General features: G+C 43.9%; 20 protein-coding genes. All 20 read right to left on the reverse strand.

Annotation, left to right across the window (positions count from 1 at the left end):
* Nucleotides 1–110: 110 nt before the first annotated feature.
* The 20 genes from GKZ87_17365 to rplX all read right to left on the reverse strand — a co-directional run bounded on the left by GKZ87_17365 (nt 111) and on the right by rplX (nt 12,430).
* Nucleotides 111–689 (reverse strand): SAM-dependent methyltransferase, encoded by a 579-nt coding sequence (locus GKZ87_17365; GenBank protein ID QSI27125.1) that lies wholly within the window; start codon nt 687–689, stop codon nt 111–113.
* Nucleotides 689–1,864: a CapA family protein gene (locus GKZ87_17370; GenBank protein QSI27126.1), complete on the reverse strand. Its 1,176-nt coding sequence runs from the start codon at nt 1,862–1,864 to the stop codon at nt 689–691. Before GKZ87_17370 ends, GKZ87_17365 begins: the two co-directional genes overlap by 1 nt.
* Nucleotides 1,861–2,847 (reverse strand): D-alanyl-D-alanine carboxypeptidase family protein, encoded by a 987-nt coding sequence (locus GKZ87_17375; GenBank protein ID QSI27127.1) that lies wholly within the window; start codon nt 2,845–2,847, stop codon nt 1,861–1,863. Before GKZ87_17375 ends, GKZ87_17370 begins: the two co-directional genes overlap by 4 nt.
* An 878-nt stretch (nt 2,848–3,725) precedes the next feature.
* Nucleotides 3,726–4,091: a 50S ribosomal protein L17 gene (gene rplQ, locus GKZ87_17380; protein QSI27128.1), complete on the reverse strand. Its 366-nt coding sequence runs from the start codon at nt 4,089–4,091 to the stop codon at nt 3,726–3,728.
* Nucleotides 4,092–4,118: 27 nt separating this feature from the next.
* On the reverse strand, nt 4,119–5,078 hold the full coding sequence (locus GKZ87_17385) for a DNA-directed RNA polymerase subunit alpha (protein QSI27129.1): 960 nt from the start codon (nt 5,076–5,078) through the stop codon (nt 4,119–4,121).
* A gap of 28 nt (nt 5,079–5,106) precedes the next feature.
* Nucleotides 5,107–5,505: a 30S ribosomal protein S11 gene (gene rpsK, locus GKZ87_17390; protein QSI27130.1), complete on the reverse strand. Its 399-nt coding sequence runs from the start codon at nt 5,503–5,505 to the stop codon at nt 5,107–5,109.
* Between the two features lie 21 nt (nt 5,506–5,526).
* Nucleotides 5,527–5,892 carry a 30S ribosomal protein S13 gene (gene rpsM, locus GKZ87_17395; GenBank protein QSI27131.1) on the reverse strand — a complete coding sequence of 122 codons (366 nt, stop codon included), beginning with the start codon at nt 5,890–5,892 and terminating at the stop codon, nt 5,527–5,529.
* A gap of 15 nt (nt 5,893–5,907) precedes the next feature.
* A complete protein-coding gene (rpmJ, locus tag GKZ87_17400) occupies nt 5,908–6,024 on the reverse strand; it encodes a 50S ribosomal protein L36 (GenBank protein QSI27132.1) in 117 nt (38 codons plus the stop codon).
* A 24-nt stretch (nt 6,025–6,048) separates the two neighbouring features.
* The gene (gene infA / locus GKZ87_17405) at nt 6,049–6,267 is read right to left on the reverse strand and encodes a translation initiation factor IF-1 (protein QSI27133.1); all 219 of its coding nucleotides are present in this window, start codon (nt 6,265–6,267) and stop codon (nt 6,049–6,051) included.
* The gene (gene map / locus GKZ87_17410; protein ID QSI27134.1) at nt 6,260–7,033 is read right to left on the reverse strand and encodes a type I methionyl aminopeptidase; all 774 of its coding nucleotides are present in this window, start codon (nt 7,031–7,033) and stop codon (nt 6,260–6,262) included. Before map ends, infA begins: the two co-directional genes overlap by 8 nt.
* 1 nt (nt 7,034) lies before the next feature.
* Nucleotides 7,035–7,682 carry an adenylate kinase gene (locus GKZ87_17415; protein QSI27135.1) on the reverse strand — a complete coding sequence of 216 codons (648 nt, stop codon included), beginning with the start codon at nt 7,680–7,682 and terminating at the stop codon, nt 7,035–7,037.
* Between the two features lie 20 nt (nt 7,683–7,702).
* Nucleotides 7,703–9,007, reverse strand: a complete 1,305-nt coding sequence (secY, locus tag GKZ87_17420) for a preprotein translocase subunit SecY (protein ID QSI27136.1) — start codon at nt 9,005–9,007, stop codon at nt 7,703–7,705.
* A gap of 2 nt (nt 9,008–9,009) precedes the next feature.
* Nucleotides 9,010–9,450, reverse strand: coding sequence for a 50S ribosomal protein L15 (gene rplO / locus GKZ87_17425; GenBank protein ID QSI27137.1), 441 nt, complete (start codon nt 9,448–9,450; stop codon nt 9,010–9,012).
* 15 nt (nt 9,451–9,465) lie between these two features.
* Nucleotides 9,466–9,978, reverse strand: a complete 513-nt coding sequence (gene rpsE / locus GKZ87_17430) for a 30S ribosomal protein S5 (GenBank protein ID QSI27138.1) — start codon at nt 9,976–9,978, stop codon at nt 9,466–9,468.
* Between the two features lie 12 nt (nt 9,979–9,990).
* On the reverse strand, nt 9,991–10,347 hold the full coding sequence (gene rplR, locus GKZ87_17435; protein QSI27139.1) for a 50S ribosomal protein L18: 357 nt from the start codon (nt 10,345–10,347) through the stop codon (nt 9,991–9,993).
* Between the two features lie 21 nt (nt 10,348–10,368).
* Complete coding sequence (gene rplF / locus GKZ87_17440; protein ID QSI27140.1) at nt 10,369–10,914, reverse strand: 50S ribosomal protein L6; 546 nt, start codon at nt 10,912–10,914, stop codon at nt 10,369–10,371.
* Nucleotides 10,915–10,935: 21 nt separating this feature from the next.
* Nucleotides 10,936–11,331, reverse strand: coding sequence for a 30S ribosomal protein S8 (gene rpsH, locus GKZ87_17445; GenBank protein QSI27141.1), 396 nt, complete (start codon nt 11,329–11,331; stop codon nt 10,936–10,938).
* Between the two features lie 21 nt (nt 11,332–11,352).
* Entirely contained in the window at nt 11,353–11,538 is a 186-nt protein-coding gene (locus tag GKZ87_17450; GenBank protein QSI27142.1) for a type Z 30S ribosomal protein S14, read from the reverse strand.
* Nucleotides 11,539–11,554: 16 nt separating this feature from the next.
* A complete protein-coding gene (gene rplE / locus GKZ87_17455; protein ID QSI27143.1) occupies nt 11,555–12,094 on the reverse strand; it encodes a 50S ribosomal protein L5 in 540 nt (179 codons plus the stop codon).
* A 12-nt stretch (nt 12,095–12,106) separates the two neighbouring features.
* Entirely contained in the window at nt 12,107–12,430 is a 324-nt protein-coding gene (rplX, locus tag GKZ87_17460; GenBank protein ID QSI27144.1) for a 50S ribosomal protein L24, read from the reverse strand.
* Between the last annotated feature and the right edge of the window lie 2 nt (nt 12,431–12,432).

Here is a 12,432-nt window from a genome sequence, read left to right on the forward strand (position 1 = left end):
CCTGCAGAGTTTCACGACGGCGATAACGATACGTTCAGCTCCACGAAGAACGCACCCAGCTGAACGCATAGGAAAGAAACCTTGCATCAGTCACACAGACGCTGTTTCCTTCACTTTTTCCTGCTGATTCCCACACCATCGCCGAAATCATAAAATTGCGTATCATAGTCCTCACGCTGCTTCAGATATTCTACAAAATTTCCGATTTTACGCACCAGACTGCGCAAATTGCGGCTTGTAATCGTTTCCGGATGCTCCACCAGACCATGGAATTTCAGATTATCCGTAATCACATACCCGCCCTGTATCAGCAACGGCTCATAGCGTTCAAAAAATCTTGTATACTGCGCCTTGGCAGCATCGATAAACAGCATATCGTAGCTGCCTTCCACATTAGTTTCCAGCGCATCGCCATACAACAGGGTAATCTGCTCCTGCAAACCGCTGCGTTCTACAAACTCCACTGCTTTGGCATATCGCTCCTCATCACGCTCGATGGTCGTTACATGAATATCCGGATGCAGCATCGCCATGCGGATAGCGGAATAGCCGATTGCACTGCCAATCTCTAAAATCCTTGTTAATTTATGCTCGTTCAGGAATGCACACATAAAATCAATGCCTTCCTTTTGCATGATGGGAACATCATATGCCTTTGCATATGCCTCCATTTCCTCAATCAATGTCATTATTCATCCCCGCTTCCCATAACCGGTATTTCCGTTATAACCTTTTTCGTACGGGCATACAAATCATCCAGACGCACCTTCTGACCATCGACACCGTTTAACCCGTGCTGCTTTGCCAGTGCTTCCGTATAGTCACTCAGCTTATACATGGTGAAATTCTTACGTGAATTCATGATATCGGAAGCATCCCCTGTATAATGAGAAATCATAGGATCCCATTTCACGTTTTCTATGGTAATTTCATTGTTGTCTGCGTGTTTGACAAAATCAAAGCGGATCATGCCACCCAGCACGTTATTTACATCCAGCATGCCGTTCAGAAAGTTTCCAAGAGAATATATAACGAGTGTCTTATTGCCGTCCTTGCCCTTGATCCAGGTAACCGGCTGTATGACATGCGGATGCTCCCCCACAACGACATCCACATCCAGGTCCGCAAACAGCTTGGCATATTTCTTCTGGAATGCAGTCGGTGCGCTCACATTCTCATCCCCCCAGTGAGCGGAAACGATCACCACATCACTGACTTCCTTTGCTTTTTTCACATCCGCACGTATCTGATCCTCGTCAAAATAGGCAACGCTGTATGGATTCGGCGGCTCTATGCCATTGGTTCCATAGGTATACGCTAGAAAGGAGAAGGTAATTCCCTTACGTTTTATGGTACGTATCGTATCACGATCCTTTTGTGAGGTATACGTTCCTGCGGTAATGATTCCCTTTTGCTTTGCCCAGATATCATGGGAAAAATCAATCCCCTCCTGATACTTGTCCAGACAGTGATTATTCGCTGTATTTACGATATCAAAGCCGGTATCTGCCACATTTTTCGCAAGATCGGCAGGTGAATTAAAGGTAGGGTACCCGCTGATTCCCAGATCATCACCGCCAATGATGGATTCCTGATCAATATAAGCCAGATCAGCCCCCTGTATATCCTTTTTCACATGCGAATACATCTCAGAGAAATCATATTTCCCGTCATTCATCTCTCCGGCAGCTCCATCCGCCTGCTTGTAAATCATTTCATGTATCAGATTATCACCAACGCCTATAAAGGATACCGTTGTATTCTCCTTCACCGGCTTTTTGTCTGGTGCTTCCTTCTCTTTCTGATCTGCAGAGCTGCACGCACACAGCAGCAGACTCAGCAGTAACATTGTCAGCTTTTTCATTTCTCCACATCCTTTCTCGCAATATACTCATCAAGGGTCAACCCCTGCTTTACGATATCTTTTGCGGCAGCCTTTCCCACATATCGCAGATGCCAGGACTCATACTGATACCCGGTCACATCCACCTTATCCTCTGGATAACGCAGAATAAATCCGTAATCCGCAATATGCTGTAAAAGCCAGTCATAATGAACGGATTTTTCTATTTCATTGAAATTCTCATCATTTATGGTCACATCCACAGCCAGTGCACTGTTATGCTCACTCTGCCCGGGTCTGGCATAATACTTATCCGCATATGCTTTTCCTTCACTTTGCGCATAATAATCATACAGATTTTTCTGATATGCATAGCTGCGATAGCTGGCGATTGCCTTGATATTGATATGTTCCACCTTCCCCGCCTGTACCAGCTTTGAGAATGCATCCGCTACCTCCTTACGCAAATACTGTGGCTCACTCTGACAGGAATAATCCTCACCAATCACACAGGCATTCGGTGTTTTTACCAGATTTTTAGGCTCATAATTATCGGGAAGGCGATGATACTTATTTACCAGCATCAGCACATCCTCCGTATCTTTGATAACATCCACATTCGTAAAATATGGCTGATCCAGTCCGATATTCACATAGGTGACAATATCTTCCACTGCTTTCTTTCCATCATCATAAGCAATGTAACGCTCTGTCAGCTCCTTGCGATAATACGGAAGCTTTAAAAAGCTTGTAATGCGATCAGCATTGTATTCCTTTTTCACAAAGGCAGTTGCCTGATTCAGGTTTTTATCTGTATCAATACTACAGTATACACTTCCCTTATCCTTAACCACAGCATCCCCGGCAGCCTTCACAGCCTCTATATTTTTACAGGATTTTATGTCTTCTATACCGTGCTTCTTCAATGTATCCTCTGTTTCATTCTTACTGCAGCCTGTAACCAGAAGGCCGGCCGCAAGCAGTATTACCATTTGTTTTCTCATTATGTATTACCTCGCTCCTCAATATTATAACAGGTTCCTCTCATTCGTACAGGGTCTTCCATAAAAAGCAGGGAAATCTTCATTGTTTATTAAGACATCCTTACAGTCATTCTCCATAAGGTACATAAGTTCATGTAATCATTCACTCATTTTCCAGGTTGTTCTTCAAATATAATATCTGTATCCATTGCTATGGAAAGAAACTTACCTAAGAGTCATGATTCATCAGATGCTTTGCAATAAAATAAACATCGCTAATTATATAAAAAAGCCACATACTGCTTAATGAATAATTACACAGGTATTGCCTCTGTCCCCTAATCGTTTTGTTATTCCTTTTCCCGCATCCCTTCCTGCTTACTTATTTTCGAATAACCGCTTCTTTTCGACAGATATGGAAAATGTGGACAGGTTTGTCAGAAGCTTTTTCATTTCTGACTGACTGTAAAGCTGATATAAGCAGTCTTAAGTAAATAAATATAGATTCATAGCTATACGATCCGTTTACTCGTTAGAAGGAGTTTTACGCTGTAAGATAGCTGGTTAAGGTATTTGGTATAAGCTACATGCCTATCGTTTAGCAGCCCACTCTTTTCTATATCCAAAGAGACTGTATTCTATCCCTTTATAACAAACCTTTTACCATGAATTGTTATATCCTGTATTTTATAAATGTCAAAATGCCTTACATTTTCTATTGCTTTGTTAACTATAGCTCAAAAAGCTTATCATAGGAATGTATCATTCTTGTATCAGCGAAACGAAAAAGGGATAAAATATCTAAATTATCATGAAGTACATGATTGTTTTTTTGTTTAAAGTAAAATGACATTGTAGAAAAAAAAAGACCCTGATAGCCAGAGTCTTTCCTTAGTGAATTATTTTACCAATTCAATGATTGCCATAGGTGCTGCGTCTCCGCGACGTACTCTTGTCTTAACAACACGAGTATATCCACCTTTACGGTCTGCATAAGCAGGTCCGATTTCTTCAAACAGCTTCTGCAATGCAGTCTGTCCTGTTTCTTCATTGACAACCACATCACGTACAAAGCTTGCAGCCTGACGACGAGCGTGCAGGTCTCCACGTTTTGCCAGTGTGATCAGTTCATCAACAACGGAACGAAGTTCCTTTGCTTTCATTTCAGTAGTTTCAATCTGACCGTAAGCGATCACAGATGTTGCCATATTGCGTAATAAAGCCTTACGGTGGTCAGCTTTACGTCCTAATTTACGATTCCACATTGGTCCATTAACCTCCCTTGCGAATATTTATTCGTATGATTTGAAACTCAGTCCCAAATCATAGATCTTATCTTTAACTTCCTTCAATGATTTCTTACCAAGGTTTCTTACACGCATCATCTCATCCTCTGTTCTCTGCGTCAGCTCCTCCACAGTCTGGATTCCTGCACGCTTTAAACAGTTATAAGAACGAACGGATAAGTCAAGGTCTTCAATCATCATGACAAGTCCCTTATTCTGTACTTCACCCTGTGCTTCCTTCATCACGGATTCCATATCATTTACTGCCTCGTGAACATTCGTCAGCAGTTCGAGATGGTCGATCAGAATTCTGCTTGCCAGAGCAACAGATTCTGCCGGACTCAGAGAAGAGTCTGTCCAGATTTCCAGAGTAACCTTGTCATAGTGAGCATCCTGTCCAACACGAGTCGGCTCCACATTATAGGATACCTTCTCGATTGGTGTATAAATTGAATCTGTATAAATGATTCCCAGAGGCTGATTTGGTGTCTGGTACAGCTGCTTATTCGTGTCAGCACTTACGTACCCGCGTCCAATACGAGCCTGCAGTTCCATTTCCAGCATTCCGCCCTCTTCCAGTGTACAGATGTGCAAGTCCTTGCTTATTACCTCCACACCTTCCGGGCAAATAATATCAGCACCGGTTACTGCGCCTGGACCCTGTTTTGAGATACGCAGAGTATAGATTTCATCATCCTGAATACTCATCACAAGGGTTTTGATATTTAAAATGATTGCCGTTACGTCCTCTACAATTCCAGGAATTGAAGTGAACTCGTGGTAAACACCATCAACTTTAATTGAAAATACGGCAGCTCCCGGTAAAGAGGAGAGCAAAACACGTCTTAGTGCATTTCCAATGGTTGTACCAAAACCTCTTTCCAAAGGTTCAAACACAAACTTCCCGTAATGTTGAGATTCATCATATTCTTTTACTTCAAAATGTGCACGTTCGAATTTTTGCATAGTTTACCTCCTCAATTACAGTTAATCATTAACCACGTGGTCGTTTAGGTGGACGACAACCGTTGTGCGGGATTGGTGTTACATCGTTGATCAATGTAATTTCCAGTCCTGCTACCTGCAGAGCTCTTACAGCTGCTTCACGTCCTGGTCCCGGACCCTTTACGCTAACTGCAATAACCTTCATACCATTCTCTATTGCTGCTTTACCTGCAGCTTCTCCAGCCATCTGTGCTGCGAAAGGAGTGGATTTACGAGATCCCTTGAATCCTAAAGCACCAGCACTAGACCATGCTACAGCATTTCCGTTTTCATCAGTAATAGTAACGATGGTATTGTTAAATGTTGAGTGGACATGTGCAACTCCACGAGCAATATTCTTGCGTGCCTTACGTTTACCACGTGCGCCCGCTTTTACGTTCTTTGCCATTATTTACTTCCTCCTATCGTCCTATTTCTTTTTGTTTGCTACTGTACGAACTGGACCTTTACGCGTACGAGCATTTGTCTTTGTACGCTGTCCGCGCACTGGCAATCCTCTTCTGTGACGGATTCCACGGTAGCATCCGATTTCCATTAAACGCTTAATGTTTAACTGAACCTCACGGCGAAGGTCACCTTCAACCTTTACACCATCGATTTCGTTACGGATTGCATTTACCTGATCTTCTGTTAAGTCTTTTACACGGATATCTTCGCTGATTCCAGTTTTAGCCAGAATTTTTTCTGATGTGGAGCGACCGATACCGTAAATATACGTTAATGATACTACTACGCGCTTATCGCGTGGTAAGTCTACACCTGCAATACGAGCCATTACATTACACCTCCGTTAGTTTCCCTGTCTCTGTTTGTGTTTTGGATTTTCGCAAATAACCATGACGCGGCCTTTACGTTTGATAATGCGGCACTTATCGCATATTGGTTTGACAGATGGTCTTACTTTCATGCGTTTTCCTCCTTAATTCACGACTTACTTGTGTCGGAATGTTATACGCCCACGTGTTAAATCATACGGTGAAATCTCTACGGTAACACGGTCCCCTGGTAAAATGCGAATGTAGTGCATGCGGATTTTACCAGAAACGTGAGCCAGAATTTCGTGTCCGTTGGCCAGTTTCACCTTAAACATTGCATTTGGCAGAGTGTCTACGACTACTCCGTCAATTTCAATAACATCTTGTTTACCCATTATCTGGACGTTCCTCCTTATTCAGTGTTGTGAGTATTTCATACCCACTGTTTGTAATCACAATCGTGTGCTCAAAATGAACTGCCTTACTGCCGTCTCTTGTGACGACACCCCAGTTATCCTTTAACACGCTTGTCTGTGGTTTGCCCGCGTGAACCATCGGTTCCACTGCCAGCGTCATGCCCTCCTGCAGAAGGATGCCGCGGCCTGCCGGGCCAAAATTTGGAACTGTCGGATCTTCATGGACAGAAGTTCCAATACCATGTCCTGCATAGTCTCTTGGAATCGAATATCCGTGCGTAAACACATACTCTCCGATTGCATGAGAAATATCAGTTAAATGATTCCCCGCTCTGGCCATTTTTAAACCTTCATACAAAGATTCTTCACCGATCTGCATCAGTCTGAGATCATCATCACTGAGCTGACCAACACCATAGGTCCAGGCAGAGTCTCCATGGTACCCCTGATAACAGGCACCGATATCTACTGAAACAATGTCTCCATCGCATAAAACGGTATCGCCTGGGATACCATGTACTACGACAGAATTTATAGAAATACAGGCTGCTGCCGGAAAGCCGTACAGTCCCTTGAATGACGGCGTTGCACCGTTTTCCCGAATCACTTTTTCAATGATTCTGTCCAATTCCTGCGTGGTAATTCCGGGCTGCATTGCTGCACTTGCTGCACGATGTGCAAGCGCAACAATTATACCCGCTTTTCTCATCTTTGTCAACTCCTGATTTGTTTTGGCTTTCACCATCTTATTTCTCCAGAGCTGTCAATGTATCATTCCATACGCCTTCGATTGGCTGACTTGCATCAATTCTTGTCACAATTCCCTTTGCTTCATAGTAATCAAGCACCGGAGCTGTTTGCAAGCTGTACTCCTCCAGACGAACAGTTAAGCTTTCCACTGTATCGTCCTTGCGCTGGAACAATTCTCCACCACACACATCGCAAACATTGTCGATTTTACTCGGCTTGGATTTAATATGGTAGATTTCTCCACATTCTTTACAGATGCGGCGTCCGGTTACACGGTCTGCCAGCTTTTCAAAGTCAATTTCAAGTGCGATAACTTTGTCAATGGCAAGCTCGCTGCCTTGGGCAAGTGCATCGAATGCTTTGGCCTGGTCAAGCGTTCTCGGATAGCCGTCCAGCAAGAAACCGTTTTTCTTGTCTTCCAGCTTTTCCAGATAACTCTTTACCATATTGTTAACAACTTCGTCGGGAACCAGCAGTCCTTTATCCATGAAGCTTTTCGCCTCCATGCCAAGAGCTGTTCCCTTTCCAATTTCACTGCGGAAGATATCTCCGGTGGAAATGTGGTTAACATGAAACTTCTCGACGATTTTGGCGGACATCGTACCTTTTCCGGCACCAGGTCCTCCCATAATCAGGATATTCATAGGTTCACCTTCTTATCGTTTTATCTCTGCAGGAATCCACGGTAGGATTTCTGAGTAAGGCGTCCTTCAATCTGTTTTACCGTTTCCATTGCCACACCGACAACGATGATGATTCCGGTTCCACCAATTCCCATCGACTGTGGAAGATTGATACCTGGAATCAGAGGCAGTGCATGCGGCAGTACAGCGATAAAGGCAAGACCGATAGCCCCCAGAACCGTGATTCTGCATAATACTTTATTAACATATTCTTTTGTTTCCGTACCCGGACGGATTCCCGGAATATAGGTACCGGATTTTCCGAGGTTCTCTGCGATCTTTTCCGGATCCACCTGCAGCTTCGTATAGAAGAAGGTGAACAGAAAAATCAGAATCACATAGATTACCAGACTGATTGGAGTCTGCATTCCCATATAGGTTTCCATCGTTTTGACCCATCCGGCTGCAGGCCACACCATCTTGCAAATCTGCAGCGGTGCCGCTAGAATAGCGGATGCGAAGATAACAGGAATTACACTCGCGGAATTGATTTTCAGCGGTAGGTACGTCATGTCCTTCTTGCGGGTCGTTACGGTACTGGATGTATACTGAATCGGAATCTTACGTTCTGCCGTCTGCATAAAGACGACGAATACGATAATCAGCAGATAAGAGACAATATAAAGTCCGTATGTCAGAATACCATTGAAGGTAGCACTGCTGTTGCTTGGATCAACGAGCGTCTGCCATGCCGTTGTAAACTGATATGGCAGTCTGGCGATGATACCGGCAGCAATGATCATGGAAACACCGTTTCCGATTCCCTTCATACTGATGCGGTCTCCAATCCACAGGATAAACATACTGCCTGCCGTCAACAGAGTCGCAACGTATAAAATAGAAGCCCATCCGCTTCCATTTACCAGCAGTGTTGTATACTGTGTGGAAAAGCTGTAAACCAGTGTAGATGCCTGGAAAAAGCTCAATACGACAGCCAGATAACGTGTATAGCGGTCGATCTGCTTCTTTCCGGTTGCGCCTCCCTTGGCAAGTTCTGTCAGGGCAGGAATCACATCCATAGATAACAGCTGAATAATAATGGAGGCAGTAATGTATGGACCAACACCCATCGCAAAGATGGAAAGCTGCTCCAGACCACCACCGCCCAGCATATTGATCATCGCAAACAGTGAGTTATCCTGTATACCTTTTGTCAATTCGGTTACATCAACGCCTGGTACAGTGATCGCTGAACCAAAACGAAAGACGAACAACATGGCAAGAGTAAAGAATATTCGGTTACGAATATCTTTATTCTTGAACATGTCTGCAAAGGTCCTAAACATGATTAGATAACCTCTGCTTTTCCGCCTGCCTGCTCAATGGTAGCGATTGCTGATTTAGAGAATTTGTTTGCTTTTACGCTCAGCTTCTTCTCTAATTCACCTTCGCCCAGGATTTTAATACCATCCAGTTCTTTCTTAACTAATCCACATTCAATCAGCAGTTCCGGAGTTACTTCCGTACCGTCTTCAAATCCGTTCAGGGATGCAACGTTTACGATAGCATATTCCTTGCGATTGAAGTTTGTAAATCCACGTTTTGGTAAACGTCTAGCAAGTGGTGTCTGACCACCTTCAAAACCTAAACGAACGCCTCCGCCAGATCTTGCTTTCTGTCCTTTATGACCCTTTCCTGCTGTTTTACCATTTCCGGAGCCATGACCGCGACCAACACGGTAGCTTTTCTGTCTAGCTCCTTCAGTATATTTCATTTCATGTAATTTCATGTTCTAATCCTCCTATTAACCGCGAATTTCTTCTGGTTTTTTACCACGGAGACGAGCAACTTCCTCGATCGTTTTCAGATCTTTTAAGGCAGAGATCGTAGCACGAACCATGTTGATTGGTGTACGGCTTCCCAGACATTTGGAAAGGATATCGTTGATACCAGCCAGCTCCAGGACTGCACGAACAGGACCACCGGCGATAACTCCGGTACCTTCAGAAGCAGGGCGCAGGAATACTTCTCCAGCTCCGTATCTTCCAGTGATTGCATGAGGAATTGTAGTTCCTACAACAGGTACTGTGAAGACATTCTTCTTAGCATCTTCGATTGCTTTCTTAATTGCATCAGGTACTTCGTTGGCTTTTCCTGTACCAAAGCCGACGCGGCCCTTCTTGTCACCGATAACAACCAGAGCTGCAAAGCGGAAACGACGTCCACCCTTGACTACCTTTGTTACACGGTTAATGGTAACTACGCGTTCTTCAAATTCTTTTTCAGCATCGCGATTTCTTCTTGGTCTACGTTCCATTCGCATAACCTCCTAAAATTTCAAGCCAGCAACTCTTGCTGCTTCGGCCAACGCCTTTACACGCCCTGTGTAAACATATCCACCACGGTCAAATACGACACCAGTGATGTTCTTTTCAATTGCACGCTTTGCAATTTCTGTTCCAACAGTTTTAGCGGCTTCAACATTTCCACCGTTTTCTAACTTTAATTCTACACTACTTGCAGATGCCAGGGTTACACCGTTGACATCATCGATGATCTGCGCGTGAATGTTGCTGTTTGAACGGAAAACGTTCAGGCGGGGACATTCAGGAGTACCGCTGATTTTGGTACGAACACGCACGTGACGGCGCATACGCTCGTCATTTCTAGAAACTTTCTTAAGCATTGTTCAATTTCTCCTTTCCCACTATTTCTTACCTGCTGTTTTACCTTCCTTACGACGAACATATTCACCTTTATAGCGAATACCTTTTCCTTTGTAAGGTTCTGGTTTTCTCACAGCACGAATGTTTGCAGCGAATTCACCAACGCGTTGTTTGTCAATTCCTGATACTTTGATATCCGTAGCAGAAGAGCATTCTACCTTCAGACCGTCTTCCACAGCGAACTCAACCGGGTGGGAGTACCCAACGTTCAAGGTCAGCTTGCTTCCGCTTACAGCAGCACGGAAACCGATACCTACCAGCTCCAGCTCCTTTGTAAAGCCTTCGGAAACACCTTCGACCATGTTCGCCAGCAGTGCACGGGTTGTACCATGCAGCTGTTTGATATGCTTTTCGTCGTTAGGACGAGTTACTGTCAATACATTTTCTTCTACCTTGATTCCCAAAGCAGGATTAAACTGACGAGTTAAAGTTCCCTTGGAACCTTTAACAGTCACCTCATTCCCGGCAGCGATGCTTACTTCAACACCGGCAGGAATGGTAATCGCTTTATTACCGATACGTGACATTTTCTTACCTCCGTTAAGCTCTTACCAAACGTAAGCGATGACTTCACCGCCAACATGTTTAGCTTTTGCTTCTTTGTCTGTTATCACACCGTGAGATGTAGAGATGATCGCAATACCCAGACCGTTCATTACGCGAGGAATGGAATCCACCTTAGCGTAAACACGTAAACCTGGTTTTGAGATTCTCTTCAGCCCATTGATTACTTTTTCGTTGTTAGGCCCATATTTCAGCGTAACGGTGATGGTTTTCTTAACATCACCAGCTACTGTGTAGTCTGTGATGAACCCTTCATTCTTTAAAATCTTAGCGATTTCAACTTTTTCTTTGTTTGCAGGAATTTCCACTGTTTCGTGACGAGCCTGAAGCGCGTTACGAACTCTAGTAAGCATATCTGCAATCGGATCTGTCATAATCATGACTGTATTCCTCCTATCTGACTACCAACTTGCCTTTTTTACACCCGGGATCTGACCTTTGTAAGCCAGCTCACGGAAGCAAATACGGCAGAGTTTGTATTTACGTAAAACTGAGTGAGGACGTCCACAACGCTCACATCTGGTGTACTCGCGCACTTTGTACTTCTGAGGACGTTTTGATTTGTTAACCATTGCTTTTTTTGCCATATACGTCTAAGTCCTCCTATTTCTTGAAAGGCATGCCCATTTCTTCCAGCAGTGCCTTTGCTTCTTCGTTCGTGTTGGCTGTCGTAACGATAACGATATCCATACCACGAACCTTATTGATTTTATCGTAGTCAATTTCCGGGAAAATCAGCTGTTCCTTTACACCCAAAGTGTAGTTTCCACGTCCGTCAAAGGAAGTGGCACTGACACCGCGGAAGTCACGTACACGAGGCAGTGAGATGTTCATCAGCTTATCCAAGAAATCATACATTTTTTCTTTTCTCAGAGTTACCTTACATCCGATCGGCATTCCTTCACGAAGTTTGAAGTTTGCGATGGACTTCTTAGCTTTTGTGATTACCGGAGCCTGTCCAGTGATCTGTGCCAGCTCTGCAACAGCTTCATCCAGCACTTTTGGGTTCGAAATAGCTTCACCGATACCCATATTGATAACGATTTTATCTACGTGAGGTACTTCCATGACTGATTTGTAGTTGAATTTCTTCATCAGGCTCGGTGTTACGACCTCTTTATATTTCTGTTCTAGGCGATTCATCCTTTAGCCTCCCTACTTAACTTCAGCGCCGGTTTTTTTGTAGACGCGTACCTTTTCTGTGTTACCTTTTTTGTCAGTCTTTGTTTCATAACCGACACGGCTTGCCTTCTTCGCTTTGGAATCGTAAGCCATTACGTTGGATACATGGATCGGAGCTTCCTTTTCGATGATTCCGCCATCCGGATTTGCCTGTGTAGGCTTCAGATGCTTCTTCACCAGGTTGACACCCTCCACGATTACTTTGTCTTCCTTAGGGAAAACTTTGGTTACTTCACCGATCGTGCCCTTGTAAGCACCTGTAATAACCTGAACCTTATCACCTTTTTTGATTTTCACAA

This window comes from Erysipelotrichaceae bacterium 66202529, from assembly GCA_017161075.1.
Taxonomy (GTDB): Bacteria; Bacillota_I; Bacilli_A; order Erysipelotrichales; family Erysipelotrichaceae; genus Clostridium_AQ.